This is a genomic window from Pacificibacter maritimus (genome assembly GCF_003814915.1).
In the GTDB taxonomy this organism is placed as follows: domain Bacteria; phylum Pseudomonadota; class Alphaproteobacteria; order Rhodobacterales; family Rhodobacteraceae; genus Celeribacter; species Celeribacter maritimus.
In genome coordinates, this window is record NZ_RKQK01000005.1 from 141,927 (window position 1) to 164,611 (window position 22,685).

Here is a 22,685-nt window from a genome sequence, read left to right on the forward strand (position 1 = left end):
GATGCTATGAAACCTGTACAGTTATGACATGCCCATCGTTTTACTCATCATACTTGGCGCAGCAGCCGGATTTATCGCCACGCGGATTATGCGCGTGGACACAAGTATTGTTCTAACTGTTGCTATTGGCATCGCTGGCGCATTGGTCGGTGGCTTGGTTTTGCGTACGATCAGTGTTTTGACTGGGGCCTTGGGGGGCTTTATCGGAGCCTTGTTGGGCGCGATGATCCTAATTTGGTTTTGGCAAAAACTGAAAGGCAAAGATTAGATGATTGGACTACTCGCCATTCCAGGCATGGCTATCCGCATCTTTTTAGGGCTCTGCCTTTGGTTGATGTTTCGACCTGGGGGATGGTTTGTTGTCTGCTGTCTTGGCATCGCCGCAACGTGGTATTTATAAGCGTACCAACTGCCCTATGATCGTGGTGGGCGTGATTTATAGCTTGGTAAAGTCCAGCCAAACACGATGCTTCCAGCCCGTAAAGCCAGCGTCAAAATGCAGCAAGCGGCATAGCCGTAAATCGGGGCGACACCCAATGTGTCTCCCATTACCAAAGCCAAAGATCCAGCAAAAGCGGCGGAGGCATATAGTTCGCCTTGTTTCAAAATAAGTGGAACTTCATTGCAAACCACATCGCGCATCAGGCCGCCAAAGCTGCCTGTCGCAACGCCCATAAGCACGACAATTATAGGCGAGTGCCCTAGTTTCAAAGCCACACCAGAGCCAGCGGCGACCGCGACCCCAAGCGCTATAGCATCGGCCCAGATAATGGCTTTCATGCGGCTTTCTAGACGGTGTGCCGTGAAAAAGACGATCACAGAGGTGGCAACAGCCAGCAAAATATACGCGGGTTCATCAATCCAAAACACCACATCACGGTTCAATAACACATCCCGAATAGTCCCGCCGCCGACTGCTGTCAGGCAGGCGACAAAGGCAAATCCAATCAGATCAAGTTGCTGGCGTGATGCGACCAAAGCACCCGACAGGGCGAAAACCAAAACTGACGTATAATCTAGGATCGGGATGAAGTTCATGCGCGGGACTTCTTGAAGGGCGCCATGCCTGCGCGTGCCAGTTCATCGGCGTGCTCGTTTTCGGCGTGGCCTGCGTGACCTTTTATCCATTTCCACGTCACTTGGTGAGTCGCTTGCGCTGCATCAATACGTTGCCAAAGATCTACGTTTTTCACAGGCTTTTTATTGGCGGTTTTCCAGCCATTGCGTTTCCATCCGTGGATCCATCCTGTAACGCCATTTTTGACATAGGCGCTGTCGGTGGTGATGGTGATATTTGTCGGACGCGTCAGTGTTTCTAGCGCATTGATCGCGGCCAAAAGTTCCATGCGGTTGTTCGTCGTGTCTGCTTCACCGCCCTTAAGTTCACGTTCCTTTAGAACTGTGGTTCCATCCATCGCGCGCATCAAAACACCCCACCCCCCAGGGCCAGGATTGCCAGAGCAAGCGCCATCGGTCCAAGCGTGAATTTCGGGCATGTCGATCCTTTCAAAGAAACGCTAAGTCGTCAGGCTAAACGAACCAAGGCTTAAGCACAGCACAACAACGCAAGTTACGGGGACACGTAGCGTCATCCACCATGCAGGGGCAAGGTTGATTTTCTGGTACCAAAAATCCAAAACCAAAAGGGCTGTAAAGCCGACTGTCAAATGCAGCAAAACGTCACCGTGCTGTGCTTGGGCCAGCAGCGAGCGCCCGATATAGAAAAACGCATAAAGCGCGGGAAGCACGGCGATAATATAGGGCAGAGGCTTGTTAGGGTTCGGCGCTTTGCTGGCAAACCCCCAAAAGCAACCACACATATAGCTAAATATAACGAGGCCGTAGGTGCATAAAATGCCTATTCCGTCTTGGCCCACCATCAAAGGATACGATCCATCAGCAGGTATCGTTTCGCCTTTTCCTGCAAAGGATAGTACCGCACCCGCGATAAATGGCAGCAGACCTGCAGCGGTCAAGAGGATTGCAAAAAGGGGAGGGCGCTTGATCATGCGGGTACGCGCAGAACACGCGGTACTTTGAATTCGATATTTTCTTGTGCCGTTTCGACCAGTTCCACAGTTACTTCAAAGCGCTCTCTAAAAGCGTCGATCACTTCGTTGACTAGGATTTCTGGAGCAGAGGCACCTGCGGTGATGCCGATGGAGCTGATACCATCTAGGGCGCGCCAATCTATCTCAGTGGCGCGTTGTACAAGCTGCGCATAAGCGCATCCGTTGGCTGATCCAACTTCAACCAGACGCTTTGAATTTGATGAATTGGGAGCACCAATCACCAAGAGCCCATCGATCTTATTTGCGATGGCTTTCACCGCAGCTTGCCGGTTGGTGGTGGCGTAACATATGTCTTCTTTGTGTGGGCCAACAATCGTTGGAAAACGCGCGCGTAGGGCTGCGATGATATCAATAGTGTCATCAACAGACAGGGTGGTCTGGGTGATGAAGGCAAGCTTGTTTGGGTCGCGGACAGTCAACCCTGCCACGTCTTCTGGGGTCTCTACTAATAAAACTTCACCAGCAGGCAATTGCCCCATTGTCCCAATCGTTTCAGGGTGACCCGCATGTCCAATCATCACCATTTGCAGGCCGTCTTGAGAATGGCGTTCTGCTTCGATGTGCACCTTTGAGACGAGCGGACAGGTGGCGTCGACATAGATCATTTCACGCTTTGCAGCCTCGGCAGGTATCGCTTTGGGCACGCCATGAGCGGAAAAAATCACAGGTCTATCGTCGGGGCATTCATCAAGTTCTTCGACAAACACAGCCCCGAGATCTTTGAGGTTATCGACCACATATTTGTTGTGAACGATTTCATGGCGCACATAGACAGGCGCCCCCCATTTTTCCAAAGCGAGTTCTACGATCTTTATCGCACGGTCCACGCCTGCGCAAAATCCACGCGGAGCTGCAAGGTAAAGCGTTAGGGCGGGTTTGGTAAAAGTCTGCGTCATCGTGCCATCCATTGTTTGACTCATACCTAAGACGCAAGGCCGCTTAGGTCCATGGGGGCGGGACAAGAATTGTCTCGCAGAAAAAACAAGCCCCCGCATTGTAAAATGCAGGGGCTCCTGAGTAAACACCGCCACTTTAGCACGTTAGTCTTGTGGTGTTGCAGTTTCCGGCAGGTCTTGTGGTTCGCGCGTTGGGCGCCCCACAACGTCTTTCAGATCTTCCAATTCGATGAAGTTGTCAGCCTGTCTGCGCAATTCATCTGCAATCATAGGTGGCTGAGACCGCATCGTTGATACGACAGAAACGCGCACACCTTGGCGCTGCAGGCTTTCAATCAAGGGGCGGAAATCGCCGTCGCCTGAAAATATCACGATGTGATCGACATGTGGGGCAAGCTCCATGGCATCGACAGCAAGTTCGATATCCATATTGCCTTTGATTTTACGGCGACCCATTGAGTCGGTAAATTCTTTTGCGGGCTTAGTAACCATGTTGAAGCCGTTATAATTCAACCAATCGACCAAAGGGCGAATCGGTGAATATTCATCGTTTTCAAGCAATGCAGTGTAGTAAAACGCGCGCAGAAGTTTTCCGCGGCGCATGAATTCTTGACGAAGCAATTTGTAATCGATGTCAAACCCCAGCGACTTTGCAGCCGCGTAGAGGTTCGATCCATCGATGAAAAGAGCGAGACGTTCGTCTCTGTAGAACATTCGGTTAGTCCTTTTGGTTGTTTTGACTGTGGCGGTGTGTCAAATTTTAGATGTGCGTGGCATTAAGTTAGAACAGCTAGTCGGAAAATCCACCCGTTGGAACATGTCTAAATATATAGGGTAAGTGCCTTGCAACGAGATAATTATTCGCAATTCGCGAAAAATCGCGCAGTTTTCGCATTTGGGGGGAATCTCGACAGTTCTGAAGGGGGGGTAGCAGATACAATAGCATCTGCTATCGATACTTTAGGGTATAATTCGATTGACGTAACGGCATGCAGTAAATTTTATCAAACCCCATGTTTTCCTGAGGGAATGGGGCCGGATTACGTGAATTTGGTCGCTATTGTCGAAACCACGTTGCCTCCGCACCAACTGCTGGATGTGTTGCATAGAATCGAAGCGCAATTTCAGCGGGCGCGTGGTGTGCGCTGGGCGGGGCGAACCCTTGATATCGACATTCTGGCCTATGAAAATTGCATTTTGCCAAACTTGGAAGTCTACACCGAATGGAGAGATCTCCCTGCCGAAACCCAACGTAATGCCACCCCCGAGCAGCTGATATTGCCGCATCCTCGTATTGAAGATCGGGGGTTCGTGTTGATTCCTTTGTGCGAAGTTTGGCCTGACTGGCGACATCCTGTTTCGGGTAAAACCGCTCAAATGCTGTGTGATGCACTGCCTGCAAGTGAAATCAACGGGATAAAACCCTTATAATTCTTGGAAAAAGGCGCAGAACTAATGTCGATGATGCCTTGTCAATTGTAACATGAAGGCCTAAATAGGGCGCTTGTATCCCTCGCCCAGTTGGAATTGGAGATCTCATGGCTCGCGTAACAGTAGAAGATTGCGTCGATAAAGTTCCTAATCGCTTCGAACTCGTGATGCTCGCATCACATCGTGCGCGTGAAATTTCGGCTGGGTCAACTTTGACCGTCGATCGTGACAACGACAAGAACCCTGTCGTTGCCCTGCGCGAAATCGCAGATGAAACACAATCAGCCGCAGCGCTTCGTGAGCGTCAGATCGAGTCGAACCAGACTCAGATCGAAGTTGACGAACCAGAAGAAGACCAGATGGCGCTTCTTATGGGGCAAGAAACTGACCAGCCTGTTGAAGACGATATGTCTGAAGAAAAGCTTCTACGTGCTTTGATGGAAGCGCAAGGACAACAGTAATACTGTCATGAGCTTAGCTCTGGCAATAAGCAGAAGAGTGCGGACCTAAATGATCGACGTCGAAGACCTGATCGCACTGGTCCGCAACTACAACCCAAAGACCAATGCTGATCTAATTCGCGAGGCATATGCCTACGGAAAAGAAATGCACGAGGGTCAGTTCCGTCATTCTGGCGAGCCATATTTTACGCATCCCGTCGCAGTCGCTGCGATTTTGACCGAACAGGCTCTTGATGATGCGACCATCATCACAGCGCTTTTGCACGATACCATCGAAGACACCAGTTCGACGTACAGCGAAGTCGAGCGCAAGTTCGGCACAGATGTGGCCGAGCTGGTTGATGGTGTGACAAAGCTGACTAACCTTCAGCTTTCAAGTTCTGAAACCAAGCAAGCCGAGAATTTCCGCAAGCTGTTTATGGCGATGTCGAAAGACCTGCGCGTGATCTTGGTGAAGCTGGGCGACCGGCTGCACAATATGCGCACGATTAAATCAATGCGCCCTGAAAAGCAGCTGCAAAAAGCCCGCGAAACCATGGATATCTTTGCACCGCTTGCTGGGCGGATGGGGATGCAATGGATGCGCGAAGAGCTTGAGGATCTCAGCTTTCGTGTGATCAATCCCGAGGCGCGCAATTCGATCATTCGTCGGTTTATTACCTTGCAGCGCGAAACGGGTGATGTGGTTCACAAAATCACAAATGACATTCGCACTGAACTTGAACGTGAAGGCATCGAGGCTGATGTGTTCGGGCGCGCAAAAAAGCCCTATTCGATTTGGCGTAAAATGGAAGAAAAGCAACAAAGCTTTTCACGTCTGTCCGATATTTACGGGTTTCGTATTGTGACGAAATCCGAAAGTGATTGTTATCGTACCTTGGGTGTTATTCACCAAAGGTGGCGTGCAGTCCCGACGCGTTTCAAAGATTATATTTCGCAACCCAAAACCAACGGCTACCGTTCTATTCATACCACAGTTTCAGGTCGCGATGGCAAACGGGTTGAGGTGCAAATCCGCACCCGTCAGATGCACGAAGTTGCCGAAAGTGGTGTTGCAGCGCATTGGTCATACCGTGATGGTGTGCGAGCACAAAACCCCTTTGCGGTCGATCCCGCAAAATGGCTGGCTCAGCTGACGGAACGATTTGAAAACTCCGATGATCACGGTGAATTTCTTGAGCATGTTAAGCTCGAAATGTACTCTGATCAGGTGTTTTGCTTTACGCCCAAAGGCGAAGTGATCAAACTGCCCAAAGGTGCGACGCCACTTGATTACGCCTATGCTATTCACACCCGTATCGGTGATAGTTGTGTCGGTGCTAAGGTCGATGGTATTCGTGTGCCGCTTTGGACGCGGATGAAAAACGGGCAATCTGTTGAAATCATGACAGCCGAGGGGCAACGACCTCAATCGACTTGGATTGACATCGTTGTGACAGGGCGCGCCAAGGCTGCGATCCGCAAATCGCTGCGGGAAGAAGATCGTGAGCGTTTCGTTCGTTTGGGGCGTGAACTCGCACGTGTGGCCTTTGAACATGTGGGCAAAAAAGCCTCTGAAAAAGCTTTGGCAACTGCCGCCAAACAGCTTTCCTTGCCATCGGTACAAGAGTTGCTCGCACGTATCGGTTCTGCTGAATTGTCTGCCTCTGATGCGGTGAAATCTGTATACCCCGAGCTGGTTCATGCGTCTGGCGACGTAGATGCCAAACGTGCTGTTCTGGGGTTGAGCGAAGATCAAACCTATAATCGTGCACGGTGTTGCCAGCCTGTGCCGGGCGAACGGATCGTCGGTATTACCTATCGCGGTAAGGGGGTCATGCTGCATGCCATTGAATGCCCTGCGTTGGAAGAGCTTGAAAGCGATTTAGACAGGTGGGTCGATCTGCAATGGCATTCTGGTCCGCATGGGCCGATTCATGCGGTTTCTTTGGATGTCACAATTTCGAATGATGCTGGTGTTCTTGGTCGGCTATGTACCTTGATTGGTGACCAGAAAGCCAATATTTCGGACATGTCATTTATGGACCGCAAACCAGATTTCTATCGGGTAATTGTCGATGCCGATGTCAGAGACGTAGAACATCTTCACGCATTGATGCTAGCGATTGAAGCTGAAAGTGATGTCGCTCGCGTGCGAAGATTCCGAGATTTGAGTAAAAAACCCTAGGGGTCTTTTAGGGGAAAACGTGGTTTTCAAGCGCCGAGATAAATTGCCACTGATCAAGTGGGTGCAGCAATCGGTCTGGCCAAGGGGCGGCTGGTCGCGCGCTGTCCGCTATATGAAGCTGCGCCTTAACCGACTGCCCGGAACACCTGATAGCATTGCACGCGGTGTCTTCGCTGGGGTTTTTACCGCGTTTTCACCATTTTTCGGATTACATTTCGTTGTCGCAGCTCTTGTTGCCAAAGTGGTGCGCGGCAATGTATTGGCCGCTCTTTTGGCGACATTCGCGGGCAACCCTTTGACCTATGTGCCAATCGCAATCATTTCGCTGCAAACAGGGCACGCGATTTTGGGATCAGAGTTTGATTCGCACAACCAACGCTCTGTCGTGGGTAAATTTTACGATGCGGGTCACGATCTCATCTATAATATCACAGCGCTTTTTTCCTCGGGCACACCGAATTGGGAGAGCGTGTTGCGGTTCGGCCAAGAGGTTTTCTATCCCTACCTCGTGGGGGGCTTAATTCCAGGCGTGCTTGCAGGGCTCGTTGCGTATTTTGTCAGCCTGCCGATGATCACTGCCTATCAAAAACGCAGGCGCGGGCGGTTAAAATCAAAATTTGAAGAGCTGCGTCGCAAAGCAGGCGCTTTGGCGTCAAAAAACAAGTCACGTTAAACCCTGTGATGGGGTGTATCACGATTTATCGGTTTCCTTTCTCATCCCTCAGTCTATTTTGCGAGATAAGAGAGCTTAGGCGCGTCTTGAGATCAGTCTCGGCCTATGCGGACAGAAAGGCATGACTATGGAAAATACGGCGGCAAATTTGGCACCTCTGCGTTTGGGGATGAATATCGATCATGTGGCAACCGTGCGCAATGCGCGTGGCTCTGCTTATCCAGATCCTGTGCGGGCCGCGAAGCTGGCCGAGGAGGCAGGCGCGGACGGAATCACAGCGCATCTACGCGAAGATCGCCGCCATATCACAGACGCTGATATCGATGCATTGGTTGAGAATCTTTCAGTGCCTTTGAATTTTGAAATGGCCGCCACACCCGAAATGCAAGCCATCGCCTTGCGCCACAAGCCTCACGCGGTTTGTATTGTTCCTGAAAAGCGTGAAGAACGCACGACCGAAGGTGGATTAGAGGTGGCACGCGAGGAAAACAGCCTTGCACATTTTATCGCGCCACTACGCGAAGCAGGAAGCCGCGTATCGATCTTTATCGCGGCAGATCGCGCTCAAATTGAGGCAGCGCATCGTATCGGCGCAGCTGTGGTTGAATTGCATACCGGCGCCTATTGTGACCTGCACGCAGAGGGTAATTTTTCCGCCCGTGATGATGAGTTAAAGCGGCTGACGGACATGGCCGATTTTGCCAACCATCTGGGTCTAGAGGTACATGCTGGGCATGGCTTGACCTATGACACCGTTCAGCCGATTGCAGCCTTGCCGCAGATCGTCGAGCTTAACATCGGTCACTTCCTTATCGGTGAGTCGATTTTCCGTGGCCTCAAACCCGCCATCCATGAAATGCGTCGTTTGATGAATGAGGCGCGCGGGTGATCCCCTTTGCTGATCTTTGGCCGATCCTCTTGGGTTGGGCGATTGCAGTCTCATCTCCTGGCCCTGCGGTTTTAGCTATCGTTGGTGCTGCAATGGGCGGTGGGCGTGCTAAAGGTGTGGCTGTTGCTGTCGGCGTTTGGAACGGATCAATGGTTTGGGCCACTGTCGCCGCCTTTGGGCTTGGCGCCGCAATGATGGCGCATGTTTGGATATTTGAACTCATTCGATATGCTGGTGCGGGTTACCTTTTGTGGCTCGCTTTCAAATCTGCGCGCAGTGCTGTGCAAGGCCAAAAACCAAGTGTGATTGCGCGATCTGAAAGCTTAGCGCAGGCTTGGGCGCGCGGCTTTACCATTCACCTGATGAACCCCAAAGCGCCCCTGTTGTGGGGATCATTATATGCCGTTGTCGTCCCCGCGCAGGCTGGCATTTTTGCGATTGTGCAGGTCGGTCTGTCTTGCGTGATGATTTCTTTAGTGATGATGTCGATCATGGCTCTCGTGTTTTCAATACGCTTCGTTTCTGCAGGCTATTTACGACTACACAGAATTTTTGACGCGACTTTCGCGACCTTGTTTGGCTCTGCAGCCCTGAAGGTGATGACATCGAAATTGGCATAAGGCGCATGACATGATTTTAGGTATCGGAAGCGATCTAGCCAATATTGACCGCATTGCAGGCACGTTGGAGCGGTTTGGTGATCGTTTCAAAAATCGTGTTTTTACCGATGTTGAGCAGCGCAAAGCTGACAATCGAAAAGATGTGGCAGGCACCTATGCCAAACGCTGGGCCGCTAAAGAAGCGTGTTCAAAAGCCTTGGGGACAGGGCTTGCTATGGGGATTTCGTGGAAAGACATGGGGGTTTCCAATCTGCGTACAGGGCAACCCACAATGAAACTCACGGGCTGGGCCAAAGAGCGTCTTGAGGCTATGACACCTGAGGGATATGAGGCTATCATCCATGTTACATTGACCGATGATCACCCATGGGCGCAGGCCTTTGTCGTAATCGAAGCGCGTTCGGCGCGAGAAAAGATCAAAGAAACCTTATAAAGCTTGCTCAAATAGGGTTGTTTCGCGCGATATACTTGACAGCACGCGCCCCTCTGAGCATGAAACCCAAAGCACGACAGACTTAGCGGCCATTGGCCAATCAAAGGTGAGATCGAATATATGAGCAAAGCAAAAGATTCTGTGACCGAGACAATTAAAACGGTTGTCTATGCCTTGCTCATCGCGGGGCTGTTTCGTTCTTTACTGTTCCAGCCATTCTTTATCCCCTCCAGCTCTATGAAAAGTACCCTATTGGTTGGCGACTTTTTGTTCGTGAATAAAATGAGCTACGGGTATTCGAAATATTCGTGCCCTTTCGAATTTATGTGTCCCTTCTCAGGGCGTATTTTAGACTCTGCGCCAGAACGCGGCGATGTGGTTGTGTTTCAACATCCGACCCAACATCGTGCTTTCGTAAAGCGACTGATCGGCCTGCCTGGCGATAAAATCCAAATGAAATCTGGCGTCTTGTACATCAATGGCGAAGAAGCCAAGCAAACCGACGCGGGCACGTTTTCAGAAGTGTTCGAAGCACAAGGACGCAGTGGAAACACGCCACGATGCTCCAATGCCGCTGTTGGGTTTGGCGGCGAATGCGTGAAAGAAAGCGTAACTGAAACCTTCCCAGACGGGCACGCGCACACCATCTTGAACATTGGCCCAACGCGTATGGATGACACTCAAGTCTTCACCGTTCCTGCGAAGCAATATTTCTTTATGGGTGATAACCGCGATAACTCTGCTGATAGCCGTATTGCGCAGCCCATGGGCGTTGGTTTTGTCCCCGAAGAATATTTGCTGGGTCGTGTTGATCGTGTCATTTTCTCTGCCAAAGGGAAGTCGCTGTTGTTTTTCTGGACATGGCGTTGGGACCGCATTTTTGAGGAAATCGTGTGAAAATTTCAACCGAACTTCAGGCCTTCGAGGCACGCCTTGGGCACAAGTTTGAAAACGCCGAATATTTAACACGCGCTGTGACGCATAGCTCGTTTTCATCTACCACGCGGCCAGACAATCAACGTTTGGAATTTCTAGGTGATCGTGTCTTGGGCCTCAGCATGGCTGGTGCCCTGTTTGAGGCAGATACCAAAGCCGCAGAAGGTCAGCTTGCCCCTCGGTTTAACGCGCTTGTACGCAAAGAAACCTGCGCTGAAATCGCCCGCGACATAGATCTGGGCGCTGTGCTTAAGCTTGGCCGATCTGAAATGCTCTCAGGTGGTCGGCGTAAAGAAGCCCTGTTGGCCGACGCGATGGAAGCCGTGATCGCCGCCATCTATAAGGATGCAGGGTTCGAGGCCGCTCAAGCCGTGGTTCTGAAATTATGGGCGAACCGGATCAAAACCGTTGATGCCGACAGCCGTGATCCCAAAACGTCGCTGCAAGAATGGGCGCAGGCTCGTAAACAGTTGCCGCCAAAATATGTCGAAGTTGAACGCTCTGGTCCCGATCACGCGCCAGTGTTTACAATCGAAGTACAGTTGCAGAGCGGGCAAACGATGCGCGCCGAAGCGACTTCAAAACGCAATGCTGAACAGGCCGCCGCCAAGGCGCTATTGGATCAATTGGAGAGCGGACAATGACCGACGACACCACGACACGCGCAGGCTTTGTCGCCCTGATTGGTGAGCCTAATGCAGGTAAATCCACCCTTTTGAACCGCATGGTCGGGGCTAAGGTTTCTATTGTTACGCATAAAGTGCAGACCACGCGTGCGCGCATACGGGGTGTTGCGATTGAAGGCGATAGCCAAATGGTTTTCGTAGACACGCCAGGCATTTTTAAACCCACGCGCCGCCTTGACCGTGCGATGGTGGCCGCCGCTTGGGGCGGCGCTGCCGATGCGGATGTGGTTGTGCTTTTGATCGAAGCGCACCGTGGCATGACCAAGGGCGTTGAAGCCATTCTTGAAGCTCTGTCAGAGCGTACGGACGCGCGTAACATTTCACTTGCGATCAACAAGATTGACCGCGTGCCTGTGGATGAACTGTTGGCTCTGACCAGCAAAATGAATGACCGTTTCGATTTCAAAAAGACGTTTCTAATCTCTGCAGAAAAAGGTCACGGCGTCGATGATTTGCGCGACTGGCTTGCCTCTGAAGTGCCTGTTGGCCCGTGGCTATACCCAGAAGATCAGATTGCCGATTTGCCGATGCGGATGATCGCTGCGGAAATGACGCGGGAAAAGCTGACACTTCAGCTGCACCAAGAGCTACCTTACCAATTAACGGTTGAAACCGAAAGTTGGGAAGAACGCAAAGATGGATCTGCGCGTATTGATCAGGTGATTTACGTGGCGCGCGATGGCCACAAAGGCATTTTGCTGGGCCATAAAGGTGAAACAATCAAACGTATTTCCCGTGCATCTCGCGAAGAACTGAATGAATTTTTAGGCCGCAAAGTGCACCTGTTTTTACAAGTTAAAGTACGACCGAACTGGCTGGAAGAATCCGAGCGTTACGGTGAAATGGGCCTTGATTTTAAAGACGGAAACTAGTTGGAGGTGGCGCGTCTCACGGCTGATATTTGGGTGTCGGCTTACCTGACGCGCCTGCGGCTTAACGATATCCCCGTTTTTGTTGTGAAAAAAGGGGATGCAACAGCAGGCGCTGTTTTGGTCAAGGTGAACACACTTGATGGCAAGGCCTGCGTCTATGCGCGCCAATTTGATATGATGGCCGACAAGCGCGAATGGGTCGAATTGGCCAGCGGCCCAGAGCGCGACGTGGATGATGCACTGGCCAAGCAACGTGGCTATGACCCTGATCTGTGGATCATCGAAGTTGAAGATCGTGCAGGGCGAAGTCTTTTAAATGAGATCGGCCTGTCAGACTGACGCGCAATTGACCAAAAGCTTTTGCGGATGCACGATACGGCAAGTCTAGATGTAAGAAACGTAAGGATCTGCGGGTGATCGAATGGCATGATCAAGGTGCGGTTTTAGCTGTGCGAAAGCACGGCGAAACCTCGGTGATTGTAGATGTCTTTACCGAAAATCACGGGCGTCACGCGGGTGTGGTGCGTGGCGGAATATCCCGCAAAATGACCCCACATTTGCAACCTGGTGGGCAAGTGGCGCTAACTTGGAAAGCGCGGATTGAAGACCAACTGGGCAGTTTCACATTCGAACCAATCAAAAGCCGTGCTGCGGCTGTGATGAATGATCCGATGGCTCTGAGTGCGCTTAACTCCATAACCGCGATGCTGGCCTTTGCCCTGCCTGAACGCGAGGCGCATAGCTATCTCTATGCCGACAGTATGACTCTGTTGGACAAGTTGGGCACGGATGCAAACTGGCCGCTGGATTATTTGCAATGGGAGTTGTCGATGTTGGAAGAGCTTGGTTTCGGCCTTGATCTCTCATCATGTGCTGCGACAGGGGGGCGCGACGATCTGATCTATGTGTCGCCCAAGTCTGGGCGTGCGGTCAGCCGTAAAGGGGCTGGTGAATGGGCGGATCGCATGTTGCCCCTGCCGCAATGCCTGTTAGGGCAAGCACCGCTTGAATACCGTGAAATCCAACGTGGAATGATGACCACGGGCCATTTTCTAAACCGCTTTGCCGCCGAAATGGGGGGGCGGCCTATTCCTGTGGCGCGTGATCGTTTCATGGACAGGCTTGGAAAACGCGCAGCGCAAGAGCCTGCGCCCTTTGCTGGATAAGCGTTTGAAATTTCTTATCGACATTTTCGTCGTGTGGTTTTGAACTAAACGCAGTAGCGTGCCTCCAAATCAATCTAGCGGAGTTTGATATGGACTATATTTTCAACGATCTGTCACTATGGGCCATCGTATTTGCCATAGCTGTGACACTTGTCGCGGGCTTTGTTAAGGGGGCGACGGGCTTTGCTTTGCCGATGATTATGGTTTCTGGGCTTGCCACGGTTCTTCCCCCTGAAGTCGCAATTGCTGCTTTGATTGTCCCCACGGTTTTATCCAACCTTTGGCAAGCTTTACGCGGGGGCGGCTTGACGGCAGCGGTGAAAAGTGCGGCCAAGTATAAGCTGTATATTTTTACGCTTTTGGCGGTCATCGTAATCGCATCGCAATTGGTGTCGGCAATGTCTCAGCAAGCCGTATTTTTGATGCTTGGTGGTCCGATAGTGATCTTGGCGCTTGTCCTATTGTCAGGAAAATCAATTTCCATTAGCCCCAGCGGACGTGGATATGCTGATGTTATTGTCGGCGCGATTGCTGGATTTCTCGGCGGGCTTGCAGGGATTTGGGGGCCTTTAACGGTGATGTATTTGACCGCTTTAGAGACACCGAAAAAAGAACAAATCCGCTTAACTGGCGTAATCTTTGGCGCTGGCGCTGTGGTTTTGGGTCTTTCGCATTTGCGCTCTGGTGTCTTGAATGCTCAGACTTTGCCCTTGTCGTTTTTTATGATTCTCCCTGTGTTGATCGGGCAGAAGGTGGGGAATTTGGTGCAAGACAGACTTGATCAACAAAAATTCAAACGGGCGACCTTGTTTGTTTTGATTGTCGCGGGGCTAAATCTTATTCGTCGCGGTTTGATGTAAGTCTGGCGGCGCTATGCGCACTGGCCAATTGGATTTGGGCAATAAAAAAGGCGCGCTGGAAGAGCGCGCCTTTTAATATCAGAGGTGACGCTACTTACCCGATTGCAGCGGCTTTTACGTCATCATCGATGTAGTCAATGTACTGCGCGAAGTTATCAGAGAACATTGAAACCAGCTTTTGAGCTTGCGTGTCATAAGCGCCTTTGTCGTTCCATGTGCGACGTGGATCGAGCAAAATATCAGCCACACCAGACACTGCAACTGGCACCTCAAAGCCAAAGTTATCATCCTTGCGGTATTCCGCTTCAGCCAAAGAACCATCAAGCGCCGCCGTTAACAAGTTGCGCGTTGCCTTGATCGGCATCCGAGACCCTGTGCCATAAGCGCCACCTGTCCAGCCTGTGTTTACCAACCAACATGTAGCACCGTGCTTTGCGATCTTATCGCGCAGCAGGTTGCCGTAAGCTTCTGGACGGCGTGGCATGAAAGGCGCACCAAAACAGGTTGAGAAGGTTGGAATGGGTTCAACCACACCAACCTCAGTGCCCGGTGTCTTGGATGTAAAGCCAGACAAGAAATGGTACATGGCTTGTGCGGGTGTCAAACGTGCAATCGGTGGCAGCACGCCAAACGCATCACATGTTAGCAATATGATGTTTTTCGGATGACCACCCAAAGCCGTATTTGACGCGTTGGAAATATAATCCAGAGGGTAAGCGCATCGCATGTTGTCGGTTAAAGAGTTGTCTTCGAAATCCAGCTCTTTGGTATGGGCGTCAAACACCATGTTTTCGATGACTGTGCCGAATTTAGATGTTGTGGCGTAGATTTCTGGTTCAGCTTCCGCAGATAGGTTGATCGTTTTCGCGTAGCAACCACCTTCAAAATTGAATGTTCCGCGCTCAGACCAGCCATGTTCATCATCCCCTATCAGCACGCGAGACGGGTCAGCAGAAAGCGTGGTCTTCCCTGTGCCAGACAGGCCAAAGAAAATCGCTGTATCCACAGGGTTGTTCGGCGCGTGGTTTGCAGAGCAGTGCATCGCCATAACGCCTTTGCCGGGCAAAATGTAGTTGAGCAATGTGAAAACAGATTTCTTGTTTTCGCCCGCGTATTCTGTGCCGCCGATCAAGATCACTTTTTTCTCAAAGTTCATCGCGATAACTGTTTCAGAGCGGCACCCGTGTTTTTCTGGGCTCGCTTTGAATGATGGGCAGTTGATAATCGTGAAATCTGCAACGAAATCGTCCAACTCAGCAAGAGCGGGGCGGCGCAACATTGTGCGGATAAACTGTGAGTGCCACGCAAGTTCTGTAACAACGCGCACATCCAAGCGGTGCGCTGGATCAGCGCCCCCGAACAAGTCCTGAACAAAATAGTCCTTGCCCTTCATGTGTGCGATCATATCAGCGTAAAGCACATCAAAAGCATCAGGCGCCATTGGCGTGTTGTTTTCCCACCAGATTGTATCTTCTACATCTTTGGTGCGAACCACAAATTTGTCTTTCGGTGAACGGCCCGTATGTGTGCCGGTTGTCACCAAAAGTGACCCACCTTTGCCAAGTTGAGCTTCACCACGTTTTAGCGACTCTTCTACAAGGGCTGGCTCAAGCAAGTTGTAATAGACATTCCCAAGTCCCTCGATGCCTTGTGTGTCCAGTGTGAAATCTGGGTTCACGCGTCCGTTTTTCATCTTGCAAGCTCCCCCGCCGCTCGTTTTGCAGCGTCTCTTTGAGGTCAGTTTTCGCGAATATGCCTTCGCGCGCGGCCGCCGATCGGGGCCGGTAATAGAGCCTATAACATGCAAACCAAACGGGTAAATAGGACGGAGGTGCACAGTTAGCGCAACCATCATCAGGTTAGCGCAAACACTTCCATCGGTCGTGCCGCTAATCCGCAAAATTCCGCTAAAATATTGGAGAAGTGAGACAAATTAGCCATTTCTTGAGTTTTTCCAGATCTAATTTTCAGACGAAATGCAGGTGATTCGCGGTTTCTCTTGCCTTGGCTCTTTGAAAGGCCGATGATAGCAAAAAAATGAGCCAATTGAGCAGTTAAAGGAAATCAAGTTATGTCTCGGATCGCATTGGTTGACGATGATAGAAATATTCTGACATCCGTCTCGATGACCCTCGAAGCCGAAGGGTTCGAAGTAGAAACATACAGCGACGGACAGGCAGCGTTGGATGCTTTCAATAAACGTCTGCCTGACATGGCTGTATTTGACATCAAAATGCCGCGCATGGATGGGATGGATCTGTTGCAGCGCGTGCGTCAAAAGACCAACATGCCTGTGATCTTCCTCACATCAAAAGATGATGAAATCGACGAAGTCCTTGGCCTGAGGATGGGCGCCGATGATTACGTTAAAAAACCATTCTCTCAACGCCTTTTGGTGGAACGCATTCGTACTTTGTTGCGTCGTCAAGAAGCGCTCGAAGGTGTGGAAATCGCAGAGACTGAAGACACCAAAACCTTAACGCGTGGCGAGCTGTCAATGGACCCCCTGCGGCACGCAGTCACGTGGAAAGGCAAAGATGTTTCCTTGACCGTGACCGAATTCTTGCTGTTGCAGGCGCTGGCACAACGTCCTGGCTTTGTTAAGTCACGCGATCAATTGATGGATGTTGCCTATGACGATCAAGTCTATGTCGATGACCGCACCATCGACAGCCACATTAAGCGTTTGCGCAAGAAAATGCGGACTGCAGATGACGATTTTTCTGCGATCGAGACACTCTACGGCATCGGCTATCGGTACAACGAAGAATAATGGCTCTGATCTCTCGCATGGATAAAACCGCGAAAACGCATTCCGAGGATGCAGATGTTGTACTCGGAGACGATTGGATTGCGCCGCGAACCTCGGATGCTGAACTGCGTGCCAAGCGCGAGCGTCGCCGCTTTATCGCGATCAATCGTTCCCCCTTGGCGCAAAAAATCATCACGTTCAACTTAGTTGCGATCATCTTGATGGTCGCAGGGATTCTCTATTTGAACCCCTTCCGCGACAGTTTGGTCAAACAACGTGAGGTGGCGATGGTGTCGCAAGCTGCCCTTATTGCCAACATGGTGTCGCTGACAGCAGGCAGTGATGGTGTGTTGGATAGCAGTGATGGGTCGCAAGACCTTGCCGCATTGAACGATGTTCTGCTGATGCCCTTGCGCGAAAGCGTCTATGTTTTCGACCAAAGCGGCACAATGATTGGCACTTCAGATGGCTTGGAAAGGCAGCTGCCTACGGAGGTTGCAAACCTCAACACCCAAGTTGAAACGACGGTTATTTCCGACTTTCTAAACAAAGCTTGGAATGTCTTTGCAGTTCTGGGGCGTAAAGGTACGCAAGAAGAAAATACAGATAGCGAACAGAAAAATCTCACTGCGCTTGTCGCAACGGCCCTTCAAAACGAGATCAGCGTCAGCTCGTTGCAAGACAGCAATGGATCGCCTGCCTTTGCAGTCGCTGCGCCAATTCTTGTGACTGAAAACGGCGTAAGCCGTACAATTGGCGCTGTTGGACTTCACTCAGCCAAAGGTGACATTGACCAACTGGTGCGGGTTGAACGCGAACAGATCCTGAGAGTTTTTGTAATCGCTATATTAGTTTCAATCGGTTTAAGCTTGGTTTTAGCATCAACGATCGCCAATCCTTTGGCCGATCTTGCTGCGGCCGCTGAAGTTGGGCGAGACAGAAACAGTCGGAAGGTCGCGCCCGGTCGTGTGCGTATACCTGACCTCAGCGGCCGTCCCGATGAAATCGGTCGGCTGTCTTCTGCCCTGCGCGGGATGGTTTCTGCGCTTTATGATCGCATAGACGCAAACGAACAATTTGCCGCTGATGTCGCGCATGAAATTAAAAACCCATTAGCAAGTTTGCGTTCTGCCGTTGGATCACTGCGCATGGTCAAAAAAGAAGAACATCGCACCAAGCTTTTGGATGTTATCGAACATGACGTGCGTCGTCTTGATCGCCTCGTGTCGGATATTTCCAACGCGTCGCGTTTGGACAGTGAATTGGTGAAAGAGGAAGAAGAAGAGTTCAACCTGATCAAAATGTTGGCAAACTTGACAGAGTATCTTTCGCAAGAAGCGCAAGAGAAAGGTGTTGAGTTCATCGCTGACCTTCCTGAACGTCCGATTGTCGTATCTGGTCTAGAGGCCCGTTTGGCACAAGTCTTTGTCAATCTGATCACCAACGCCATTTCCTTTTGCGAAGAAGGCGATGCTATTCGGGTCTGGGTGCGCAAACGCGATAGTCGTGTATTGGTGGTGGTCGAAGACACAGGGCCAGGCATCCCAGAGCAAGCCCTGTCGAAGATCTTTAAACGGTTCTATTCCCATCGTCCTGACAACCAATTCGGAAATAATTCTGGCCTTGGTTTGGCAATTTCCAAGCAAATTGTCGAAGCGCATGGTGGTGTCATTTGGTCAGAAAACATCCGACCCACGGATGCTGATATTACATCTGCGCCCCTTGGTGCGCGTTTTGTCGTAGGATTGCCTGTCTAAAGGATACGAGGCCTGCATGCATGCGTGCAGGCTTTGTTTTAAACCTGTCACGTCAAAGGAAGCCATGCCCAGCGGTGCCCCCAAATCTGAGACTGTTCACGGGACATGTGTTGCCACATCTCCCGACAGTGGCGTTTTGATCGTAGGCGCATCGAAGAGTGGCAAGTCGTCACTTGCGTTGCTGATGATGGGCTTTGGTGCGCAACTTGTGTCAGATGATCAGACAAGGCTGCAATATGATGAGCAAAGTAGCGCAATCCATGCGTCGGCTCCAAACGCCATAAAGGGGATGATCGAAGCACGTGGCGTGGGCTTACTCAAAGCTCAAGCGCTTGATAGGTGTAAACTCCGTGCGGTTGTTGACTTAGATCTGCCTGAAAGTGAGCGCTTGCCACCGAGGCGAATAAGGCGCCTACTTGGATGTGATCTACCATTGATTCATCAAGGCAGCGGCCCAGTCTTTGCAGCTGCCTTGATGCAGTTGTTGAAAGAAGGGCGGATTGCCTAGATGCTATGATAACAGGTGAACAAGATATCAATCCACATCAACGCCGGCTGGTTTTGGTCACGGGACCATCAGGGGCGGGGCGCTCTACAGCCATAAATGTGCTGGAGGATTTGGGATATGAAGTCATCGACAACATTCCCTTGTCTATCTTGCCACAACTTCTAGATGTTTCGACGCAAGGGCGCCCGCTTGCTTTGGGGTTGGATGTGCGCAACCGTGACTTTTCAACGAATGCGCTGATTGAACTTATCGACCAGTTGGGACAAAGCCCTGATTACGATGCGACCGTGCTCTATCTCGACTGCTCCGCTGAGGTGCTGTCTCGACGGTATTCGGAAACGCGCAGACGTCACCCACTTGCCCCTGCAGAAACCGCACAACAAGGCATTGCGCGAGAAAGTGATCTGTTAGTGCCCATTCGCGCACGGGCTGATATCATTGTTGAAACTTCCGACATGAGCCCACATGAATTGCGTGACGAAATGGAGCGCTGGTTTTCGACAGAGGATCACGTAGCGATGGCGGTTTCTTTGCAGTCGTTTTCGTATAAGCGCGGTATGCCGCGCGGCTTGGATATGGTTTTTGATGTCCGTTTTCTTACTAATCCATATTGGGATGTGTCCCTGCGTGCCCTCAACGGTCAAGACATCGACGTGCAAACCTATATCCGAAAAGATGCACGCTATGAGGCATTTTTTCAACAGGTGCTCGATTTAACCCTGCTCTTGCTGCCAGCTTATACGGATGAGGGTAAAAGGCACTTGGCGATTGGGTTTGGCTGCACTGGCGGACAACACAGATCCGTGGCATTGGTTGAAATTATGTCTAGAGCCCTTGCGCAACATGATTGGCAAGTGTCAATTAGGCATAGAGAAATGGAGCGGCGCCAATCGGGTCAGCCGCGGATGGCGTCGAGGACTGAGGCTTGATCGGAATTGTTATTGTGGCTCATGGCGGCTTGGGGAAAGAATATCTCGCAGCGATTGAGCATGTCGTTGGGCGACAAAGCGGCATCGAAGCAATTTCCATTGCCCCCGACCATGACCGCGATGCCAAACAGACAGAGATATGTGAAGCAGCAGATCGCGTTGATGTGGGGCACGGCGTTGTCGTTGTAACCGATATGTTTGGCGGCAGTCCGTCCAATCTGTCTTTACTTGCGTGTAATCCAGACAATCGTAAAATTATCTACGGCGCAAATTTGCCTATGCTAATCAAACTTGCCAAGTCGCGGCACAAGCAAGTACCCGAGGCTGTTGATGCGGCTTTGATCGCAGGGCGCAAATATATTGATAGCTTTGGGTCCTAAGATCAAAAATATAGGAATTTACTATGTCATCTGTTGTACGCAGACATGAAATTTTGAACGTAAAAGGGCTGCACGCACGCGCGTCCGCCAAGTTTGTTGAAGTCGTTGAAAATCATGACGCCAGCGCAATTGTTGAGAAAGATGGCTTGGAAGCAGGTGGTGACAGCATCATGGGGCTTTTGATGTTGGCAGCCTCGAAAGGAACATCTATTGATGTGACGACAAAAGGCACTGATGCCGCAGCTCTGGCAGACGCGCTTGAGGCTTTGATACAGGATCGGTTTGGCGAGGGGATGTAATCCCCGCGGACCAGATCAAACGAGGGTACTATGGAACAAGACAATCAGGTGACGAATGCGCCCGTAGCTGGCGATCCTGATTTCGAGCGGTATGACGCACGTCGCCTGTCTTATGCGGGGACGTTTTCCGACCCTTCCAAGGTTTTGATCATCCGCTCTATCGAATGGATCACAGGTAAACTTCCGCTTTTGCGCCGCATTCGTCGATTTGAAAAAATGGGTGCCCCCAATGGTCAACCTTTTTTCACCCAAGCGCTTGATGTGATGGGAATCGACGTTCTAACCCCCGAAGAACAGATTGCTAAAATCCCCGCAACGGGTCCTGTCGTGGTCGTGGCGAACCACCCGCATGGGCTAGTTGATGGGCTGGTTATGGCGGAATTGATCGGCAAAGTGCGTACCGATTATAAAATCTTGACGCGCTCTTTGCTAACTGGAATTCAGGAAATCGATCCTTTTATGTTGCCTGTTCCGTTTCCTCATGAAGAAGACAGTCACAGGAAATCAATCTTGATGCGCAATGAGGCAATGGATTTGCTGAAACAGGGTGGCGTCATCATCCTCTTTCCTGCTGGAGCTGTTGCGACGTCAGAAACATGGTTCGGCCCAGTAAAAGAGAAACCTTGGAACCCTTTTACTGCAAAGATGATCTTGAAATCAGGTGCAAAGGTCGTACCGATCTATTTTCCAGGACGGAATACACGTTTGTATCAAATTGCGGACAAAATTTCTGCCACCATTCGCCAAGCTTTGCTGCTGCATGAAATCGTTCATGCCTTGAATAAGTCGCAAGCACCAATCATCGGGGATCCGCTGACCCCAGAAGAATTCGTTGATTGGAAATCCAAGCCGGGCGGATTTATGGACTGGCTGCGCAGCCACACCTTAGCGCTGGGTGGCCGCACAGATTAATTGCATAGCGGCTGCCTACCTTGTTGGGATAGGTGTGTCGCCTGAGTAGTCGTAGAACCCCCGTTTTGATTTGCGCCCTAACCAGCCAGCTTCGACATATTTCTTAAGCAACGGGCAGGGGCGGTATTTTGTATCACCAAAACCTTCGTATAAAACTGTCATAACAGCCAAACATGTGTCCAAGCCAATGAAGTCAGCAAGCTCAAGCGGCCCCATTGGCTGGTTGGTCCCTAATTTCATGGATTGGTCGATGGCTGTGACCGACCCGACGCCTTCAAATAATGTGTAGATGGCTTCGTTTATCATGGGCATCAGAATACGGTTGACCATGAAACCAGGAAAATCTTCTGATGAAGCGGGTGTTTTGCCAATTTTCTCAACAACTTCAATTAAAGCTGTATTGGTGCTTTCATCTGTCGCGATGCCCTTAATCAACTCTACGAGGGGCATCAGTGGCACGGGGTTGAAGAAGTGGAATCCCATGAATTTTTCAGGCCGATCTGTATAGGCTGCAAGGCGCGTGATCGACAAAGACGAGGTGTTTGACGTCAAAATCGTATTGGATGACAGATGGGGAACGAGCTGTTCAAAAATCACCTTTTTGACATCCTCGCGTTCTGTTGCGGCTTCGATCACAAGATCGCAGGCCCCCAGATCAGACGCCGTCAGGGTTGTTTGAATGCGGCCCAAGGCTGCATCCATATCAGCCTGCGAAATTGCTTCTTTGCTGACTTGGCGCGACATGTTTTTGGTGATGGTTGAAAGCGCCTTATCAAGGCTTTCTTGCGCGATGTCATTCAGATGCACGTGGTATCCAGCGAGCGCAAATACATGTGCTATCCCATTTCCCATTTGACCTGCGCCGATGATGCCGACCTTAGAAATTGTCATTCTGAATTCCCTCTTATTTACCATGACGACCATAGGTTGCGTACCAGTTCGATCAAGTCTTGATATGAGAACTTGGTCTGTAAAATTTTGACTGA

Annotated in this window: 28 protein-coding genes; 21 read left to right on the plus strand and 7 right to left on the minus strand. The window is 50.8% G+C overall.

The features are described from left to right. Positions 1-28 precede the first annotated feature (28 nt). Positions 29-268 (plus strand): GlsB/YeaQ/YmgE family stress response membrane protein, encoded by a 240-nt coding sequence (locus EDD53_RS13670; RefSeq protein ID WP_123794118.1) that lies wholly within the window; start codon positions 29-31, stop codon positions 266-268. A gap of 146 nt (positions 269-414) precedes the next feature. Here the strand turns inward: EDD53_RS13670 and EDD53_RS13675 are convergent, their stop codons facing one another. From EDD53_RS13675 to EDD53_RS13695, 5 genes are all read right to left on the minus strand, one after another. Then, positions 415-1,038 carry a trimeric intracellular cation channel family protein gene (locus EDD53_RS13675; protein WP_123794119.1) on the minus strand — a complete coding sequence of 208 codons (624 nt, stop codon included), beginning with the start codon at positions 1,036-1,038 and terminating at the stop codon, positions 415-417. Further along, positions 1,035-1,496, minus strand: a complete 462-nt coding sequence (gene rnhA, locus EDD53_RS13680; RefSeq protein WP_123794120.1) for a ribonuclease HI — start codon at positions 1,494-1,496, stop codon at positions 1,035-1,037. The genes EDD53_RS13675 and rnhA overlap by 4 nt, the downstream gene beginning before the upstream one ends. Positions 1,497-1,517: 21 nt before the next feature. Next, positions 1,518-1,976, minus strand: a complete 459-nt coding sequence (locus EDD53_RS13685; protein WP_170162776.1) for a DUF3429 domain-containing protein — start codon at positions 1,974-1,976, stop codon at positions 1,518-1,520. 29 nt (positions 1,977-2,005) lie between these two features. Next, positions 2,006-2,968 (minus strand): 4-hydroxy-3-methylbut-2-enyl diphosphate reductase, encoded by a 963-nt coding sequence (ispH, locus tag EDD53_RS13690; RefSeq protein ID WP_123794122.1) that lies wholly within the window; start codon positions 2,966-2,968, stop codon positions 2,006-2,008. Between the two features lie 144 nt (positions 2,969-3,112). After that, positions 3,113-3,682: a LabA-like NYN domain-containing protein gene (locus tag EDD53_RS13695; protein ID WP_123794123.1), complete on the minus strand. Its 570-nt coding sequence runs from the start codon at positions 3,680-3,682 to the stop codon at positions 3,113-3,115. A 129-nt stretch (positions 3,683-3,811) separates the two neighbouring features. Here EDD53_RS13695 and folK point away from each other — a divergent pair, with 129 nt between their 5' ends. The 13 genes from folK to EDD53_RS13760 all read left to right on the plus strand — a co-directional run bounded on the left by folK (position 3,812) and on the right by EDD53_RS13760 (position 14,162). Continuing rightward, positions 3,812-4,399 carry a 2-amino-4-hydroxy-6-hydroxymethyldihydropteridine diphosphokinase gene (gene folK, locus EDD53_RS13700; protein WP_123794124.1) on the plus strand — a complete coding sequence of 196 codons (588 nt, stop codon included), beginning with the start codon at positions 3,812-3,814 and terminating at the stop codon, positions 4,397-4,399. A gap of 107 nt (positions 4,400-4,506) precedes the next feature. Beyond that, a complete protein-coding gene (gene rpoZ / locus EDD53_RS13705; protein ID WP_123794125.1) occupies positions 4,507-4,860 on the plus strand; it encodes a DNA-directed RNA polymerase subunit omega in 354 nt (117 codons plus the stop codon). Positions 4,861-4,909: 49 nt separating this feature from the next. Continuing rightward, positions 4,910-7,027, plus strand: coding sequence for a RelA/SpoT family protein (locus EDD53_RS13710; RefSeq protein ID WP_123794126.1), 2,118 nt, complete (start codon positions 4,910-4,912; stop codon positions 7,025-7,027). A 43-nt stretch (positions 7,028-7,070) separates the two neighbouring features. Then, a complete protein-coding gene (locus EDD53_RS13715) occupies positions 7,071-7,700 on the plus strand; it encodes a DUF2062 domain-containing protein (protein ID WP_342772334.1) in 630 nt (209 codons plus the stop codon). 127 nt (positions 7,701-7,827) lie between these two features. Beyond that, positions 7,828-8,589 carry a pyridoxine 5'-phosphate synthase gene (locus EDD53_RS13720; RefSeq protein WP_123794128.1) on the plus strand — a complete coding sequence of 254 codons (762 nt, stop codon included), beginning with the start codon at positions 7,828-7,830 and terminating at the stop codon, positions 8,587-8,589. After that, positions 8,586-9,209: a LysE family translocator gene (locus EDD53_RS13725; protein WP_123794129.1), complete on the plus strand. Its 624-nt coding sequence runs from the start codon at positions 8,586-8,588 to the stop codon at positions 9,207-9,209. The genes EDD53_RS13720 and EDD53_RS13725 overlap by 4 nt, the downstream gene beginning before the upstream one ends. 10 nt (positions 9,210-9,219) lie before the next feature. Continuing rightward, the gene (acpS, locus tag EDD53_RS13730; RefSeq protein ID WP_123794130.1) at positions 9,220-9,642 is read left to right on the plus strand and encodes a holo-ACP synthase; all 423 of its coding nucleotides are present in this window, start codon (positions 9,220-9,222) and stop codon (positions 9,640-9,642) included. Positions 9,643-9,762: 120 nt separating this feature from the next. Next, positions 9,763-10,539 (plus strand): signal peptidase I, encoded by a 777-nt coding sequence (gene lepB / locus EDD53_RS13735; RefSeq protein WP_123794131.1) that lies wholly within the window; start codon positions 9,763-9,765, stop codon positions 10,537-10,539. Beyond that, positions 10,536-11,222 carry a ribonuclease III gene (gene rnc, locus EDD53_RS13740; protein WP_123794132.1) on the plus strand — a complete coding sequence of 229 codons (687 nt, stop codon included), beginning with the start codon at positions 10,536-10,538 and terminating at the stop codon, positions 11,220-11,222. Before lepB ends, rnc begins: the two co-directional genes overlap by 4 nt. Further along, positions 11,219-12,136 carry a GTPase Era gene (gene era / locus EDD53_RS13745; RefSeq protein WP_123794133.1) on the plus strand — a complete coding sequence of 306 codons (918 nt, stop codon included), beginning with the start codon at positions 11,219-11,221 and terminating at the stop codon, positions 12,134-12,136. Before rnc ends, era begins: the two co-directional genes overlap by 4 nt. 6 nt (positions 12,137-12,142) lie before the next feature. Continuing rightward, positions 12,143-12,475, plus strand: coding sequence for a DUF1491 family protein (locus EDD53_RS13750; RefSeq protein WP_123794134.1), 333 nt, complete (start codon positions 12,143-12,145; stop codon positions 12,473-12,475). A 77-nt stretch (positions 12,476-12,552) separates the two neighbouring features. Beyond that, the gene (gene recO / locus EDD53_RS13755; protein ID WP_211331632.1) at positions 12,553-13,302 is read left to right on the plus strand and encodes a DNA repair protein RecO; all 750 of its coding nucleotides are present in this window, start codon (positions 12,553-12,555) and stop codon (positions 13,300-13,302) included. A gap of 89 nt (positions 13,303-13,391) precedes the next feature. Then, the gene (locus EDD53_RS13760; protein ID WP_123794136.1) at positions 13,392-14,162 is read left to right on the plus strand and encodes a sulfite exporter TauE/SafE family protein; all 771 of its coding nucleotides are present in this window, start codon (positions 13,392-13,394) and stop codon (positions 14,160-14,162) included. Positions 14,163-14,256: 94 nt separating this feature from the next. Here the strand turns inward: EDD53_RS13760 and EDD53_RS13765 are convergent, their stop codons facing one another. Then, positions 14,257-15,855: a phosphoenolpyruvate carboxykinase gene (locus EDD53_RS13765; RefSeq protein ID WP_123794137.1), complete on the minus strand. Its 1,599-nt coding sequence runs from the start codon at positions 15,853-15,855 to the stop codon at positions 14,257-14,259. Between the two features lie 378 nt (positions 15,856-16,233). Between EDD53_RS13765 and EDD53_RS13770 the strand changes: the two genes are divergently transcribed. The 7 genes from EDD53_RS13770 (at position 16,234) to EDD53_RS13800 (ending at position 21,699) form a co-directional block, all read left to right on the plus strand. Next, a complete protein-coding gene (locus EDD53_RS13770; RefSeq protein WP_123794138.1) occupies positions 16,234-16,935 on the plus strand; it encodes a response regulator transcription factor in 702 nt (233 codons plus the stop codon). Then, positions 16,935-18,671 (plus strand): sensor histidine kinase, encoded by a 1,737-nt coding sequence (locus EDD53_RS13775; RefSeq protein WP_123794139.1) that lies wholly within the window; start codon positions 16,935-16,937, stop codon positions 18,669-18,671. Before EDD53_RS13770 ends, EDD53_RS13775 begins: the two co-directional genes overlap by 1 nt. Positions 18,672-18,735: 64 nt before the next feature. Then, positions 18,736-19,179: an HPr kinase/phosphorylase gene (locus tag EDD53_RS13780; RefSeq protein WP_123794140.1), complete on the plus strand. Its 444-nt coding sequence runs from the start codon at positions 18,736-18,738 to the stop codon at positions 19,177-19,179. A gap of 5 nt (positions 19,180-19,184) precedes the next feature. Then, complete coding sequence (gene rapZ, locus EDD53_RS13785; protein ID WP_123794141.1) at positions 19,185-20,108, plus strand: RNase adapter RapZ; 924 nt, start codon at positions 19,185-19,187, stop codon at positions 20,106-20,108. Next, the gene (locus EDD53_RS13790) at positions 20,105-20,488 is read left to right on the plus strand and encodes a PTS sugar transporter subunit IIA (RefSeq protein WP_123794142.1); all 384 of its coding nucleotides are present in this window, start codon (positions 20,105-20,107) and stop codon (positions 20,486-20,488) included. Before rapZ ends, EDD53_RS13790 begins: the two co-directional genes overlap by 4 nt. A 23-nt stretch (positions 20,489-20,511) precedes the next feature. Then, positions 20,512-20,787 (plus strand): HPr family phosphocarrier protein, encoded by a 276-nt coding sequence (locus EDD53_RS13795; protein WP_123794143.1) that lies wholly within the window; start codon positions 20,512-20,514, stop codon positions 20,785-20,787. 30 nt (positions 20,788-20,817) lie between these two features. Further along, positions 20,818-21,699 carry a lysophospholipid acyltransferase family protein gene (locus EDD53_RS13800; RefSeq protein WP_123794144.1) on the plus strand — a complete coding sequence of 294 codons (882 nt, stop codon included), beginning with the start codon at positions 20,818-20,820 and terminating at the stop codon, positions 21,697-21,699. Between the two features lie 15 nt (positions 21,700-21,714). Here EDD53_RS13800 and EDD53_RS13805 read toward each other — a convergent pair whose 3' ends face one another. Then, complete coding sequence (locus EDD53_RS13805) at positions 21,715-22,590, minus strand: 3-hydroxybutyryl-CoA dehydrogenase (protein WP_123794145.1); 876 nt, start codon at positions 22,588-22,590, stop codon at positions 21,715-21,717. Positions 22,591-22,685 lie beyond the last annotated feature (95 nt).

Bases quoted from the DNA above. Each gene is read 5' to 3' on its own strand.
- EDD53_RS13670 (WP_123794118.1), top strand. From the start codon at position 29: ATGCCCATCGTTTTACTCATCATACTTGGCGCAGCAGCCGGATTTATC.
- EDD53_RS13675 (WP_123794119.1), bottom strand. From the start codon at position 1,038: ATGAACTTCATCCCGATCCTAGATTATACGTCAGTTTTGGTTTTCGCC.
- rnhA (WP_123794120.1), bottom strand. From the start codon at position 1,496: ATGCCCGAAATTCACGCTTGGACCGATGGCGCTTGCTCTGGCAATCCT.
- ispH (WP_123794122.1), bottom strand. From the start codon at position 2,968: ATGACGCAGACTTTTACCAAACCCGCCCTAACGCTTTACCTTGCAGCT.
- EDD53_RS13695 (WP_123794123.1), bottom strand. From the start codon at position 3,682: ATGTTCTACAGAGACGAACGTCTCGCTCTTTTCATCGATGGATCGAAC.
- rpoZ (WP_123794125.1), top strand. From the start codon at position 4,507: ATGGCTCGCGTAACAGTAGAAGATTGCGTCGATAAAGTTCCTAATCGC.
- EDD53_RS13710 (WP_123794126.1), top strand. From the start codon at position 4,910: ATGATCGACGTCGAAGACCTGATCGCACTGGTCCGCAACTACAACCCA.
- EDD53_RS13720 (WP_123794128.1), top strand. From the start codon at position 7,828: ATGGAAAATACGGCGGCAAATTTGGCACCTCTGCGTTTGGGGATGAAT.
- acpS (WP_123794130.1), top strand. From the start codon at position 9,220: ATGATTTTAGGTATCGGAAGCGATCTAGCCAATATTGACCGCATTGCA.
- lepB (WP_123794131.1), top strand. From the start codon at position 9,763: ATGAGCAAAGCAAAAGATTCTGTGACCGAGACAATTAAAACGGTTGTC.
- era (WP_123794133.1), top strand. From the start codon at position 11,219: ATGACCGACGACACCACGACACGCGCAGGCTTTGTCGCCCTGATTGGT.
- EDD53_RS13760 (WP_123794136.1), top strand. From the start codon at position 13,392: ATGGACTATATTTTCAACGATCTGTCACTATGGGCCATCGTATTTGCC.
- EDD53_RS13765 (WP_123794137.1), bottom strand. From the start codon at position 15,855: ATGAAAAACGGACGCGTGAACCCAGATTTCACACTGGACACACAAGGC.
- EDD53_RS13770 (WP_123794138.1), top strand. From the start codon at position 16,234: ATGTCTCGGATCGCATTGGTTGACGATGATAGAAATATTCTGACATCC.
- EDD53_RS13775 (WP_123794139.1), top strand. From the start codon at position 16,935: ATGGCTCTGATCTCTCGCATGGATAAAACCGCGAAAACGCATTCCGAG.
- EDD53_RS13780 (WP_123794140.1), top strand. From the start codon at position 18,736: ATGCCCAGCGGTGCCCCCAAATCTGAGACTGTTCACGGGACATGTGTT.
- rapZ (WP_123794141.1), top strand. From the start codon at position 19,185: ATGATAACAGGTGAACAAGATATCAATCCACATCAACGCCGGCTGGTT.
- EDD53_RS13795 (WP_123794143.1), top strand. From the start codon at position 20,512: ATGTCATCTGTTGTACGCAGACATGAAATTTTGAACGTAAAAGGGCTG.
- EDD53_RS13800 (WP_123794144.1), top strand. From the start codon at position 20,818: ATGGAACAAGACAATCAGGTGACGAATGCGCCCGTAGCTGGCGATCCT.
- EDD53_RS13805 (WP_123794145.1), bottom strand. From the start codon at position 22,590: ATGACAATTTCTAAGGTCGGCATCATCGGCGCAGGTCAAATGGGAAAT.